The organism is Parapusillimonas granuli (assembly GCF_013416525.1).
Taxonomy (GTDB): Bacteria; Pseudomonadota; Gammaproteobacteria; order Burkholderiales; family Burkholderiaceae_B; genus Parapusillimonas; species Parapusillimonas granuli.
Genome location: NZ_JACCEM010000005.1, coordinates 183026 through 196757 on the forward strand (window position 1 = coordinate 183026; position 13732 = coordinate 196757).

A 13732-nucleotide genomic window follows, 5' to 3' on the forward strand; every position below is an offset into this window, starting at 1 on the left:
TGCTGTGGAATCAGTTCGCGGTGGCGCCGGAGGCCTTCACCACTTCGCCCCAGATCTCCACTTCGGATTTGATGTACTGGCCAAACTGCTCGGGCGTGGTGGGGGCGGCGACGGCTCCCATGGCATCGAAGCGTTCCCGTACGGACGGCATCGCCAGTGCCTGGTTCACGGCGGCGTTCAGCTTTTCAATGACGTCCTTTGGCGTTCCCGCGGGCGCCACCAATCCGAACCATGCCGAGACGTCGAATTCGGGGAACCCCGATTCGGCCATGGAGGGCAGGTCGGGCGCGCTGGCCGAGCGCTCTTTGGTCGTGACCGCGAGCGCCCGCAGCTTGCCCGTCTGGACATGCTGCCAGGCCGAGGGCATGTTGTCGAAGCTCAGCTGGACTTGTCCGCCTATCAGGTCGGTCATGGCCGGCGCGCTGCCGCGGTAAGGAACGTGCAGCATGTCGATGCCGGCCTGCAGCTTGAACAGCTCGCCCGCCATGTGGGTCGAACCGCCGGTTCCGGCAGATGCGAAGGCGAGTTTGCCCGGATTCTTCTTGGCGTAGTCGACCAGTTCCTTCACGTTGTGCACGGGCAGGGATGGATTGACCACGAGCACGTTGGGCGAGCGTATGAGCAAGCCCACCGGCGCAAAGTCTTTGACGATGTCGAAGTTCAGGTTTTTGTACAGCGTCTGGTTGATGGCCGAAGTCACGGCAATGACGAACAAGGTATAGCCGTCCGGGTTCGACCGGACGACATGCTCGGCCGCCAGGTTGCTGCCGGCGCCGGGCTTGTTCTCCACGACGAACGACTGCTTCAGGATATTGCCGAGTTCGGCGGCGATCACCCGTGCCGCGATGTCGGTGGTGCCTCCCGGCGAGAACCCCACCACGAGGCGAACGGGCTTGTCGGGGTATGCGGCTTGAGCCGGGCCGGCGCATCCCCATGCAAGGGCTCCCGCAAGCAGCAATTTCCAGCACGTCGAGATTTTTCTTGAAAGGAAGGTCATGATGGTTGTCTCCTGATGGATGGATAAGTTTTGAAGGGACTGCGATCAGTGTCGCGGTGTGGCGCTCAGCGCGCAGAGCGCAAGGACCTTGGTGGCATCGATGAAGTCTTCGATGCGCATGGCCTCGTCCACGTTGTGGCTGCCGTTCTGGTTCCTGACCAGGATCATCCCGGTCGGAACGCCCAGCCGGGCGAACATGGCGGCGTCATGGCCGACCGTGGGCATCCTGAGGGTTTTCAGGCCGAGGTCGCCTGCCGCGGCGTCCGCCGTGTCGAGCAGGGCCGGATCCAGATGGATGGCCTCGGTGCCGACTTTCGGGCCGAAATCGAAACGTACCCGGAATTCTTTCTGTATGCGGTCCGCTTCGGCGAGAATCCGGCGATACAGATCGCGGGCGACGTCATTGTTCGTGCCTGCGATATTGAAGCTGAAGCGGACATCCCCCGGAACCTTGGTCATGGCGTGCTGCGCCGGGTCCGTGGCAAATATGCCGAAGTTGATGATGAGGTCATCGTTGTTCCCCTCGTCCAGAATGCTTTTCCAGAGCTCGTCCGCGGCGCAGACGAGCTGGGAAGTCGCGATCACGGCATCGCTGCGCAAATGCCTCGGACTGGTCGACGAATGGCCGTAGACGCCGTGGCACTTGGCAAACGGATGGCGGATGTTGCCCCGGATCGCCGTCGCCAGGCCGATCGGTATGCCAAGGTCTTCGAGCACCGGCCCTTGTTCGATGTGCAGTTCCAGATAGGAGTGAACGTCCTCGTGGCGCAGCCGCTTGCCATGTATGGACGCCGCGTCGGCCGGGACGCCGAGCGCTTGCAGATGGGCGGCCAGGGACCGCTTGGTGCTGATATGCGTCAGTTCGTTGAGGTCCTTGTCGGTGAGCTGGCCCAGCGCCAGCTTGCTTCCCAGGTATGCGGTCCCGAACCACGGGCTTTCTTCGCCGCGAAGCCCGAGGGTCCTCAGGCGGCGCGGGGGAATCACGCCGGCGCGCTTGCAGGCCGCTTGGACCAGGGTGCCCGCAACGACGCCCGCCAGGCCATCGTAGTTGCCGCCGAGCGGAACCGAGTCGAGGTGGGAGGCCATGACGGTCATGCCATGCGGGTCTTTGCCCGGCAAGTCGTATTGGAAGTTCCCGCCTCCATCGATGCCGCATTCCAGTCCTTCGGATTCGGCGAAGCGCTTGATGAGCTCGCCCGCTTTCGTTTCCTGCTCGCAGTAAGCGGGCCGGGTGATGCCGGGTCCGTCCCGGGAAACCTCGGCGATCGCATCGAACAGGTCCTGCGCTGCGGTGGACAGCCGGCTTATCTCTTTGTTCAGCGCATCATGCATGGAGGGGCTCCTGGTTCTTGACGGCGCGGATCGCAAGGTCGATTGCGGCGTTGATCTGATGGATGTCGTCCGCGGCCATGGCCGTGGAAAGCGCCATCAAGCCATAGCCTGACGGCAAGATGCCGTTTTCGATCAATGTCCGATTGAAGATCCGCAGCTTCGAGGTTTCGGCGGGGGTGGGGTAGACCGCGCGATAGTTGGCGGGAGCGCGGTCGGTGAAGTGGATCTTGAGCAAAGAGCCCATTCCCACGACGACGCCGGGAACGCCATGCCGTTTCAGTGCTTCGTTGGCCGCGTGCCTGACTTCGCCGCCGATTCGATCCAGATGCGAGAACGCTTGCTCGTCCAGGTATTCGAGGGCGGCGCATCCCGCTTGCATCGTCACCGGATTGGCGGAAAACGTTCCGCCGTGGGGCAAGGCGGGCTTGCCCGAGGATGGGTCGAACACGGCCATGACATCGCGCCTTCCGCCGACCGCGCCGACGGGGAAGCCGCCGCCGATGACCTTCCCGAGCGTCGTCAGATCGGGCGAGATCGAAAACAGCGCCTGCGCGCCGCCGTGGCTCAGCCGGAACGAGATCACTTCATCGAAGATGACGAGCGCTCCGACCGCGTCCGCGGTTTCGCGTATGGCGCCCAGGAAGGCGTCCGACGCCGGGATCAGCCCGGCACGGTTCGGCAGTGGGTCGATCAGAATCGCGGCGAGGTCGCGGCCGTGCAGGGAAATCAGCTCTTTCGCCTTGTCGGGATCGTTGAAGGGCAGCACGATGACGTCTTCGATCACGCTCGCCGGCGTTCCCTTCGCATAAGGCACGGGGTTGGGCGTGTTTCCTCCCCACTGCTGGGGACCGGGATCCAGGCTGATTTCCGCCGGGTCATAGCTGCCGTGGTAGGCGCCTTCCACCTTGGCGATCTTGGGGCGGCCGGTGTAGGCGCGAGCCGCCTTGATGGCCATCATCACCGCTTCCGTGCCCGAATTCGTGAAGCGCACGGTATCCACGGAATCCAGGCGCCGGACCAGTTCCCGCGCCAATGAGATTTCGGACTCGGTCGGCATGCCAAAGCAAGTGCCCCGTTCCATCTGCTTCAGGACCGCCTGGTGGATGCCGGGATGCGCATGCCCATGGATCAGCGACGTATAGTTGTTGATGCAGTCGATGCGCCTGTTGCCGTCCACGTCCCATACATGGCACCCTTTGCCATGCGAGGCATACAGCGGAAAAGGTTTTTCGAATACGGTCGTGCGCGTATTGCCGCCGGGGAGATACTGTTTCGCTTCGGCATATAGCGCGTTTGATTTCGGATAAGTGCTTGCGTCGTACATGGTTTGACTCTATTGCTGGTTCAAGAGGGAGCTTGGTCGCCGTTGCGGCAAAAATGATGGACCACGTTTTCCAGAAGCCTGGAAATGGAGTTGTCGAAGCCGTTCCACGGCAGGCTGCCGCAGAAAGTGATCGATCCCACGGAGAAGACCGCGCCTCCCTGGTCGTTTTCGAAGTACACGATTTCCGCGCGGACGAGAGACGCCGCCTTGTCGCCTTCTTTGTAGGCCGGTGGAGCGATCAATTCTTCCAGCGTGGCGCCAAAGGTCGAAGAATGGCCCTCGGAGCGGCACAATACGGTGGCCTGAGGGGGCGTGCCCAACAGAAAATCGGCTCGGTCGAGCTCGAAGCCCGCCGCGCCGCCTCCCGAATAGCCGAAGTCTCCGATGCGCTCGTCGGATATTCCCGCGAACATCCAGGCGAATCGCTGCTCATAAGATGCCTCCAGCCGCTTGTAGTAGGAGCCTTCGAACTTGCCTTGCGCGCTGAAGCCGACCCCCACCAGTTGCTGGGGCGCGCGTCCGTTGTTGCGCCAAAGCCCGCCGTAGCCCCCATCGAGGGCGTGGTAGTACTCGCCCGGCTGTGCGATCCATGAGCGGACCCCGGTTTCCGCGCGGCGAACTTCCAAGGTGCCGGGGACGGTTTCGCTCGCGGCGATGCGCCAATAGAAGCCGTTGCCGCCCAGGTAGGCCAGGCGTCCGCCGCCGTTCACATAGTCGCGGAAGGCGTTCAGCGTCGCCATGGATTGGTATTCGGGATGCGTGCCGGTCAAGACCGCCTGATAGGGCAGCAAGGCCCCTGCGCCTTCTTTTTCGAGTTCATGGTCGGTCAGGATGTCGAACTCGATGTCTTTCGCTTCCAGCCAGGCGACGATATGCATGTCCGCCGCAAAATGGCGCAGGCCCGAGCCCCGCTGGTCGGTATAGGCGATGTAGGCCGGGCGCATGGTCAGAATGGGCCGCCGGGCGGTCGAGAACGTCACCCCGCTTCCGTCCGCATGGAGGTTGTAGCAGGACAGCCCGAACTGTTTGTTTTCCGCCGGGTGGTGGGGGTATGTTCCCCATTGCGCCATGCGGGCCTTGAACGCTTCGTCGTAATTTTTTCTGTCGTAGTTGGCGTAGATTTGATAGGTATAGGTGGGGATGACGAGCGCGACCCGGGCCTGGGGCCGGCCCCGGCCGGGCACAATGAAAACCGGGATGATGTCCTCTGCGCCCGAGGCATCGTTCGGGCGCTCCCTCAGGCGTATGCCGTATACGCCGCTGCGCATGTCGCCGGGCACCACGAATTCGAAGTCCGTCGTCCAGCCGCAATCGTACAAATCGTCTTCGTGAAAATGGACGGCAGCATAGTCGTCCGGGCGCTGCTTCCAGTCCATGCCGGCTCCCGTCCAGAAGGGGCCGCGGACGGCCCGGGTGGGAAGATTGAGCAGGCTGCCATGGAACTTGAAGGGGCCTCGGTCGGAGATGGCCAAGGAGCCGATGTCCCGGCTGAAGTCCCACCACGCCAGCAATTCGGGATGGCGATAGGCATGGGGCATCAGGATTGCGCGATCGGTGTGCGCGCCTTGAAGGAAAAAAGGATGCTCGATGCGGCCATTGAAATAGTTATGGAAGCCGTTTTCCGGGTTGCCTGGTTCCGCGGCGAACACCACTCTCGTTACGTGGCCAATGGGCCGGGGCAATGGCATCGACGCGGTGCAGGCAGGCAAGGCGGCTCCGTCCGGCGGGATCGGGGTCTGCATGACCACAAGGCGGTCCCCATCGCCGACGAGGCGCAGCTCGTACCAATGCCTTTCGTGCAGCACTGCGGAAAGCTCGCAGCGCGCGGCGCCGATCCGCACACAAATGCCGTTGCGGCGCACGGCGACGGACAGGGCCTGGTCCGCCTGAATGCTGAGCGCCACTTGCTCGCCGTCATTCAGGAGCCACGGCTGTACCCTCACGCAAGCCGTCCATTGGCCCTCAAGCCGCAAGCCGGCCGTGGAAGCGATGCCACAGGAGCCGGCGCGGATTTCCTGCTTGACGGATGCATAGGCGCCCGCGAAGGACGAAGGCAGTTCTTCGAGGACGACTCCGGGGCCTTCGGGGTTGGGGTCGGCGCTGTGAATGCGCACGAGATCCGCGTGATAGGGCGCGGGCAAGGCGCTGGAAACCTTGACGCCGATCTTTTCCCCGGGGCGGGCTGAAAACCTGTCCGTATATCCTACAAGTGAAATCATCGCGGCTCGTCCCTCCAGGCGCATGTCGTTATGAAGAATTCCAGGAATGGTAAATTGAATACTCCAAACAAAGAAGTTTTGGAGTAAAAAATCCATTTCTAAATCAGCGGGTTGCGCATGCGAGCCGTGGCAAAGTGAAAGGCTATGAAGATGAAACCGTTATCGGTGCAGGAACAGCTGCGCCGTCGATATGAAAACCTTTCCCGCACTTTGCGGCGAACGGCCAGCTGGATTCTCGCCAATCCCGCCGAAGTGGCCACCCGCCCTTTGAACGAGCTTTCCACCTTGTCGGGGCATTCCAGCGCCTCGTTCATCCGCCTGGCGCAAGAACTGGGCTACGACGGATGGAAGGGCCTGCGGGAGGGATTTGCGCAGGTGTTGCGCGACGGTGCGGGCGAGTCGATGTTCGCCGAACGCTTGACCACCTTCAATTACCTGGCATCGCCCCAAGCAATGCTGCGCACGGAATTGAAGAATGTGCAGCGCTGCTACACACCCGAGAACGCTGAAGTCATCGATGAGACCGTCGAGCGCATGGTAGGGGCGCAGCGGATCGCGCTGATCGGCCGGAGGTCCTGTACGCCGGTTGTCACCTGGCTGCACTACCTGCTTCGAATCACCTGCCCGGGCGCGATCCTGGCGGATGACCGGGGCGGGGCCTTCGGCCTGGACCTGCTGGGCCTCGGCAAGGACGATATCGTGATTTCCGCGTCCTTCAGTCCATGCAGCCGGGAAACCGTCAGCGCGACGCGGCGGGCATCGAAGGCGGGCGCCTGGACGCTGGGAATCGTCGATGCGCCGCTCAGCGCCTTGGCGCGGGTGACGGACAGGCGATTGCTGGTCGGCAAAGAGTCGGACGCTTTCTTCGATTCCATGGTGGGCGCCATGGCGGCCGTACAGTGGCTGGCTTCGGCGTGGACTTCGCGTATGGGCGCCGGCGCGTTGCAAAGGGCCAGGGAGTATCAAAGGCTGATGGTGGAGACGGGAGCTTTCGAGCCGGACGAGTAATGTTCACGGCCGCGGCGGTGGGCGCCGGCTCACTGCTTCTTGACCGAAAAACCGCAATGAAATACGTTGAAATCACCTCGTTGCGCCGTCCTTTGACCTAAATCACGCATCCCGCGAAACAGGCACGGCGGGTTGTCCGCGAGTGGCTAGACTCGAAGCCGTCAGACGCTGCATCGGCGTTTTGCGCCCGCCGCGTTTCGTTGCTTCGCGCTGTCAATACAGCCGCTTACCATAGGGAACTCATTCATGAAAAAAGCACTGTTCGCCGCCGCCATCCTGGCGGCTTCCGGCCTGGCCCATGCACAGGAAGCCATCTACGACGTCGAGCCCACGCACGCCTTCGTTCACTTCGAAGTCCTGCATTCCGGCACCTCCACCAACCGAGGGCGTTTCGATACGGTCGAGGGCACGGTGACGCTGGACAAGGCCGGGCGGAAAGGCAAGGTCGACGTCGTGGTACGCCCGGGCTCGGTCAACACGGGCATAGAGTCCTACAACGACCACCTGCGCAATGCGGATTTCCTCAATGTCCCGGTGTATCCGACGGCCCGGTTCGTGGGCGACGGCTTCATATTTGAAGACGGGCGGGTCAAGTCGGTCTCGGGCATGCTGACGCTGCTGGGCAAGACGCAGCCGGTTACGCTGAACGCCTTGCGTTTCAACTGCTATGACAACCCGCGCGCGAAAAAGGAAGCTTGCGGGGGCGACTTCGAAACCATGCTCAAGCGCAGCGATTTCGGCATGACGTTCGGGCTGCCCGGCATTCCCGACGAAGTCCGCATCCTGATACAGATAGAGGCTTTGAAGCGCTGAGGGCCGCTGCGGAACGCCCGGCCGCCATGCCGCTGCGCAGCCCGTTCGTCATTGCTTGATGTTGTCCATGCCGGCGACCAGTGCGCGCTGGGTCTCGATTTCCTCTTTCAGGAAGGCCGTGAAATCCTGTATGGAATTCGGCTTGAACTGGTCGACTCCCAATGAGTTCAGGCGTTCGCTGACGGAGGGATTCCGCATGGCCTGGTTCACGGCCTGATTGAGCTTTTCCGCGACGTCCCGGGGCGTTCCGGCCGGCGCGAAAAGCCCCAGCCATGAGCTGAACTCATAGCCCGGCACGCCGGCGCCATCGACGGTGGGCACGCCGGGCAGGGAGGCGAGCGGCGCCTTGGCGCTTACCGCCAGCGCCCGCAGCGTGCCCGACTGCACTTTGGTGACGGCCGACCCGGCGCCGGAGAACATCATTTCGACATGGCCGCCGGCCACGTCGGTTTCGGCCAGGCTGCTCCCCTTGTACGGCACGTGCCGAAGCGAGATCCGGCTCATTTTGGCGAGGTGCTCCATGGCCAGGTGGTTGCTGGAGCCGATGCCGCCGGAGCCGTAGGTGAGCGCGCCCGGCTGGGCCTTCGCGGCCTGGATGATGTCCTGCAAAGACTTATAGGGCGAGTTGACGGGCACCACCAGCACATTGGGAAGCGTCGCCACCTTGATGATGGGGCTGAAGTCCTTCAGGGAATCGTAGGGGGCGTCCTTGAGCAGCAAGGGGTTGGTGACGTGCCCGGGCGCGGCAAGCAGCAGCGTGGAGCCGTCGTTTCGCGCGCGCGCCACGCTGACCGTGCCGATGACGCCGTTGGCGCCGGCCTTGTTTTCGACGATGAAGCTGCGGCCCAAGTCTTTGGACAGCTGCTCGGCCAGTACGCGGCCGATGACGTCGGTATAGCCGCCGGCGGAAAACGCCACGATGATGCGCGTGGGGCCTTTGGCCGCGTCGGTGTCGGCCCAGGAAGGCTGGATGGCGAAAGGCAGCGCCAGGCCAAGCGCGGCGCCGAACTTCAGTAAGGCTCTTTTTCCGTTTGAACGGTTCATGGTGTTTCCTCCTTATTCCATGTGGGGATAGCGGTAGTGCGTGGCGGGCAGGAAGGCTTCCTTGACGGTGCGCGGCGATACCCAGCGCAGCAGGTTCAAGGCGGAGCCGGCCTTGTCGTTGGTGCCGCTGCGGCGTGCGCCCCCGAAAGGCTGCTGGCCGACGACGGCGCCCGTCGGCTTGTCATTGATGTAGAAATTGCCCGCGGCATGGCGCAAGGCGCCGTTCGCTTCCTGGACGGCCTGGCGGTCACGCGCAAAGACCGCGCCGGTCAGGGCGTAGGGGCTGGTGGTGTCGACGAGCCGAAGGACGTCCGCCCAGCGGGCGTCTTCGTAGACGTAGACTGAGAGCACCGGGCCGAAGATTTCCTCTTGCATCAACGCGTGGCCGGGGTCTTCCACTTGCACGACGGTGGGCGGGACGAAGTAGCCCGCGCTTGCGTCGGCCTGGCCGCCGGCCAGGATCCTGGCACCTGCGCCCTGCCGCGCCAGGTCGATGTAGCGCGCAATGCGGCGGAACGCCTTGTCGTCGATGACGGCGCCCATGAAGTTGGACAGGTCGAGCACGTTGCCCATCTTGATGCCGGCCACGTCTTCCAGCAGGCGCTGCCGCAATGCCGGCCAGAGCGATGCGGGAATGTAGGCGCGCGACGCGGCGCTGCACTTCTGGCCCTGGTATTCGAAGGCGCCCCGCAGCAGCGCCACGGCCAGCGCTTCGACGTCCGCCGAAGCGTGCGCGAGAACGAAATCCTTGCCGCCGGTTTCTCCCACCAGGCGGGGATAGCTTTTGTATGACTTCAGGTTCTGGGCGGCCTTGAGCCATAGCTCGTCGAAAACGGTGGTGGAGCCGGTGAAGTGCAGGCCGGCGAAGTCGGGGTGGCCGAAGACGCGCGCGCTGATCTCCGACGAGTTCCCGGGCACGAAATTGATGACGCCTTGCGGCAGCCCGGCTTCTTCGAGCAGCCGCAGGAACAGATAGTTGCTGAGCGCCGCGGTGGCGGCGGGCTTCCAGATGACGGTGTTGCCCATCAGCGCCGGCGCCGTCGCAAGATTGCCGCCGATCGCCGTGAAGTTGAACGGCGTGACCGCATACACGAAGCCTTCAAGCGGACGGTAGTCGGTCAGGTTGCGCATGCCCCTCGACGAATTGGGCTGCTGGGCCGCGATTTCCTGCGCGAACTGGACATTGAAGCGCAGGAAATCGATGAGTTCGCAAGCCGAGTCGATTTCCGCCTGCTGCGCGGTTTTGCTCTGGCCCAGCATGGTCGCGGCGTTCAGGCGCTGCCGGTATTTGTCGGCCAGCAGGTCCGCCGCCTTCAGAAACACCGCAGAGCGGTCCTGCAGAGACCAGCGCGACCATTCTTGGCGGGCTTTCATGGCCGCTTCGATGGCGAGCTCGATGTCCTTGCCTTCCGCTTGGCTGACCGTTGCCAGCTTGTGTCCATGGTCGTGCGGCGCAGCGAGGTCGACCCGCGCGCGGGTGTCGATGTGATCACCGCCGATGACGAGCGGGATGCTTGCTGCGCTTTGGCTCTGGGATTCGAGTTCGCGCTGCAGGGCCGCGCGTTCGGGCGAACCTGGGGCATAGCCCAGGACGGGTTCATTTTGCGCTTTCAGGACGGGCCCGATGGCGCTGTCGAAAAGGGGGGCGCTGCTGCTCATTGCTGGATGGGGGCTCACTGGCGAAGGTTGATGGGGAACCGTGCGGCACGCGACTGCAGGATTCGATGCCGGCGTATCGCGTGGTATCAGATATTATTTTGCGAAATAGTATACGATTTTATTGGACGTAATAAGTTGGTGTTTACGCTGATACAGCTGTGCGCGCTTCCCGGAGGGTATAGTACGGTCGTGTTGCCGGCATGCCGGCTCGTCAGGGATTGGGCTGTTTTATGATGAATGCTGCCACTAAGAAGACCACGGCGACGGATCGGGTATACCTGGAACTGCGCAAGCGGATCCTGGACGGCGCGCTGGCGGAAGGCTCGCCGATACGGCAGGACGACATCGCCGCCGAACTCGGGGTCAGCAAGATACCGGTGCGCGAAGCGCTCATGCGGCTGCAGTCGGAAGGGCTGGTGTCCTTCACGCCCAATGCGGGCGCCACGGTCACGGTGTTGACGGTGGCGGATTACGTGGAAATGCTCGACATGCGCATCGCGATCGAATGCCGGGCCCTGGAGCTCGCGGTGCCCAACATGGCGGCGTCGGACATCGCCCACGCGCGGGCGCTGCTGGACGCCTACCACGCCGCCATCACCGAAGAAGGCTGGAGCGAACTGAACGCGCGCTTTCACGAATGCCTGTATGCGCCCGCGAATCGGCCCCGCCTGGTCGCGCTGATCAAGTCGGTGCAGGACCAGATGGGCAAGATCATGCGCCAGCGCGTCAGCGCGGTGGCGGGCCACGAACGCTCGCATCGCGACCACGTGAAGATCCTGGACGCCTGTGAGCGCGGAGACGTCGACGAGGCCGTGGCGCTGCTGCGGCGGCACATCGAGCATACCCAGCGCGAGGTCCAGGCTTATTTCCGGCGCAAGTCCGCCGGCAAGGCATGAAGGCGCGCTTGCGCCGGCATCGCGGCCGGAGCGGCCCCATGGCGGGTCAGCGCGAACGGGCCTTGTCCACGTAATCCAGCAGGCCGTTGTACTGTGTGGCCACGGCCACCCCGAGATGGCGGAACGCATGGAAGGCGAAGGGCCGGATCGGCGTGGGACGCAGCGGCATGTCTTCCGTGGGCAGGCCCAGCAGGCGTTCGCCCAGCAGCTTGCCCATGGCGGTGGAAACCGCGATGCCGCGCCCGTTGCAGCCCAGGGCGCAGATGAGATCGCCGCCGGTTTCGTGAATGTGCGGCATGTGGTCCTTGGTCACGGCGAAATAGCCGCTCCAGGCGTATTCCCAGGCCAGCGGGCCCAGGTGGCCGAACATGCGGGCCGCGGCCTTGTGCAGCTTCCGGACGATGAAATCATGGCTCAGGCCCGCCGTGGCGCCGGCGCCGCCCATCACCAGCCGATGGTCGGGTGAAATGCGGAACGAGGTGAGCAGCCGCCGCGTGTCCGAGGCGCAGTGGCGCTGGGGCAGGATGGCGTCCAGGTATGGTTGCGGGAGCGGCGCGGTGGCGACCTGCGCCGTGCGCACCGGCACCATGGACGTCCTCAGGCCGCCCACGATGTCGTTCGCGTAGGCGGCGGTCGCAACGATGACCTGGGGCGCCGCGGCCGTTGCGCCATTGGCGCAGGCCAGCACCCACCGACCGTCTTCTTTCCGCATCGACTCGACGGGCGTGCGGGCGTAAAGACCGACCCCTTGCGACTGCGCCGCGCGCGCCAGGCCTCGCGCATAGGCCAATGGGTTGATGCAGCCGCCGCGCCGGTCGATCCAGGCCGCCTGAAAAATCGGCGTACCGAGCAGGGAGGCGATCTCATCCCTGGGCAGCATCGCCACCGGCGCGCCCAGCTCCGCCCAGAGCCGGCAGCGCTCTTCGATGCGCTCGGCCGCAACATCCGTGTAGGCGGGCTGAATCCAGCCGTTACGCACCGGTGAGCACTCGATGCCGTGAGCCGCGATGGTCTCGAAAACCAGGTCCGGCGCCGCAGCGCCCCAAAGCGCCAGCCGGCGCCCGGCTTCCGGGCCATAGCGCGCACGCAGCACGTCGGGGTCCCATTTGAATCCGGGGATGACTTGGCCATTGTTGCGGCCCGAGGCGCCCCAGCCGGGTTCGACCGCGTCCAGCACCGCGACGCGCCGGCCTGCGGCGCGCAGCGTCAGCGCCGCCATCAGGCCGGTGAAGCCGCCGCCCACGATGGCTACGTCGAACTCTTGCGCGCCTTCCAGGGAAGGCAGGGGCGGAAGCGGCGGGGTGATCGACGCCCAGAGGCTGTCGGGGAATTCGGGCCGTTCTCCGGCCAGCAATTGATTGGATGCCATGTGCGGGTTTTTTCGAGATGGAAGGGACGGATTGACATATTATCCTAAATCGGATCCAATCGTATGGACGAATCACCATTCACGCAGCAGGATCCAGGACAGACCCATGACCGCCAAAGTAGGAAGAGTAGACCACCCCGTCGTCGCCGTGCGCGACCTGCAACAAACACGCGCGCAATATCAAAAGCTGGGCTTCGTGGTGCCGCCCAGCGGCAAGCACCAGGAATGGGGAACGGAAAACCTGTGCATCATGTTTCCTCATGATTACCTTGAAATCCGCGGCATCGGCGACCCCGGCAAGTTCCTGGCGGGCGTGGACACGTTCCTGGAAAAAGGCGAAGGCTTGTATAGCGTGGCGTTCAATGCCGGGAATGCCGACGAAAGCTACCAGGCCGGCCTGGCGGCGGGGCTGGGCATAGAGCCTCCCAGGGATCTCAACCGGAAGCTGGTCCTGGAAGACAAGACCCTGGACCTGTATTTCCGCACGGTGATGCTGGACCATAGCCTTTACCCGGGGCTCACCCACGCCAATCTTTGCGAACACCTGACTTTCGATACGCTTCGCCAGCCGGGCTGGACGGATCATCCCAACGGCGTGGTCGGTTTCGGCCGCCTGGTGGGCGTGGTGTCCGACTTCGACCAAGCCGAAACCGCCTATGTGAAGCTGCTGGGCGCCGACAACGTGCGCCGCGGCGCCGACCGCATCCTTCTGAACTTTGGCGAAGGCGCGGACATCGAGCTGATTTCGCCCAGCGAAGCCGAGCGGCGCGGGGATGCGCAGGAGCGCCTGGGCGATGCGTATCTGGCGTCCGCCACCCTGCTGGTGAAAGACATCGGCCGCAGCGAGGCATTGTTCGCAGCCAACGGCATCCGCTACAGAAAGGTGGATGACCGCAGCCTGGCCGTGGACCCGGCCGACGCATGCGGCGCGCACTTGTATTTCCAGGCGGACGGCCGGGGCGCGGGCGGCGCCTGACTTCCCGGCACAAGGCCCGGCGCCGCTTGCCATTGACTAGCCCCGAACCCAACCGTTAGAGTAGCGGACGGATTCGATACGGGGAAAAAGACAAC

The 13732-nt window shown here is 63.9% G+C and carries 11 protein-coding genes; 4 read left to right on the top strand and 7 right to left on the bottom strand.

All coding sequences use genetic code 11. From position 1 onward, the window contains the following. Positions 1 to 10 precede the first annotated feature (10 nt). Genes H0A72_RS10760 through H0A72_RS10775 form a run of 4 tightly spaced genes read right to left on the bottom strand, consistent with a single transcriptional unit; the run spans position 11 to position 5872 of the window. A complete protein-coding gene (locus H0A72_RS10760) occupies positions 11 to 997 on the bottom strand; it encodes a Bug family tripartite tricarboxylate transporter substrate binding protein (RefSeq protein WP_180155093.1) in 987 nt (328 codons plus the stop codon). A gap of 45 nt (positions 998 to 1042) precedes the next feature. Further along, entirely contained in the window at positions 1043 to 2329 is a 1287-nt protein-coding gene (locus H0A72_RS10765) for a hydantoinase/carbamoylase family amidase (RefSeq protein WP_180155094.1), read from the bottom strand. Further along, positions 2322 to 3653 carry an aspartate aminotransferase family protein gene (locus tag H0A72_RS10770; RefSeq protein ID WP_180155095.1) on the bottom strand — a complete coding sequence of 444 codons (1332 nt, stop codon included), beginning with the start codon at positions 3651 to 3653 and terminating at the stop codon, positions 2322 to 2324. The genes H0A72_RS10765 and H0A72_RS10770 overlap by 8 nt, the downstream gene beginning before the upstream one ends. A gap of 20 nt (positions 3654 to 3673) precedes the next feature. Beyond that, positions 3674 to 5872, bottom strand: coding sequence for a N,N-dimethylformamidase beta subunit family domain-containing protein (locus H0A72_RS10775; protein ID WP_180155096.1), 2199 nt, complete (start codon positions 5870 to 5872; stop codon positions 3674 to 3676). Positions 5873 to 6022: 150 nt separating this feature from the next. On the opposite strand from H0A72_RS10775, the gene H0A72_RS10780 reads away from it, so the two are divergent. Continuing rightward, positions 6023 to 6880 (top strand): MurR/RpiR family transcriptional regulator, encoded by an 858-nt coding sequence (locus tag H0A72_RS10780; RefSeq protein ID WP_180155097.1) that lies wholly within the window; start codon positions 6023 to 6025, stop codon positions 6878 to 6880. 246 nt (positions 6881 to 7126) lie between these two features. Then, complete coding sequence (locus H0A72_RS10785) at positions 7127 to 7693, top strand: YceI family protein (protein WP_180155098.1); 567 nt, start codon at positions 7127 to 7129, stop codon at positions 7691 to 7693. Between the two features lie 48 nt (positions 7694 to 7741). Here H0A72_RS10785 and H0A72_RS10790 read toward each other — a convergent pair whose 3' ends face one another. Next, positions 7742 to 8737 carry a Bug family tripartite tricarboxylate transporter substrate binding protein gene (locus H0A72_RS10790; RefSeq protein ID WP_180155099.1) on the bottom strand — a complete coding sequence of 332 codons (996 nt, stop codon included), beginning with the start codon at positions 8735 to 8737 and terminating at the stop codon, positions 7742 to 7744. A 12-nt stretch (positions 8738 to 8749) separates the two neighbouring features. Beyond that, positions 8750 to 10396: an L-glutamate gamma-semialdehyde dehydrogenase gene (gene pruA / locus H0A72_RS10795; protein WP_180155101.1), complete on the bottom strand. Its 1647-nt coding sequence runs from the start codon at positions 10394 to 10396 to the stop codon at positions 8750 to 8752. A gap of 230 nt (positions 10397 to 10626) precedes the next feature. On the opposite strand from pruA, the gene H0A72_RS10800 reads away from it, so the two are divergent. Next, complete coding sequence (locus H0A72_RS10800) at positions 10627 to 11292, top strand: GntR family transcriptional regulator (protein ID WP_180155103.1); 666 nt, start codon at positions 10627 to 10629, stop codon at positions 11290 to 11292. A 46-nt stretch (positions 11293 to 11338) separates the two neighbouring features. Here the strand turns inward: H0A72_RS10800 and H0A72_RS10805 are convergent, their stop codons facing one another. After that, entirely contained in the window at positions 11339 to 12661 is a 1323-nt protein-coding gene (locus H0A72_RS10805; RefSeq protein WP_180155105.1) for an NAD(P)/FAD-dependent oxidoreductase, read from the bottom strand. Positions 12662 to 12767: 106 nt separating this feature from the next. Between H0A72_RS10805 and H0A72_RS10810 the strand changes: the two genes are divergently transcribed. Further along, positions 12768 to 13637: a VOC family protein gene (locus H0A72_RS10810; protein ID WP_180155107.1), complete on the top strand. Its 870-nt coding sequence runs from the start codon at positions 12768 to 12770 to the stop codon at positions 13635 to 13637. Positions 13638 to 13732 lie beyond the last annotated feature (95 nt).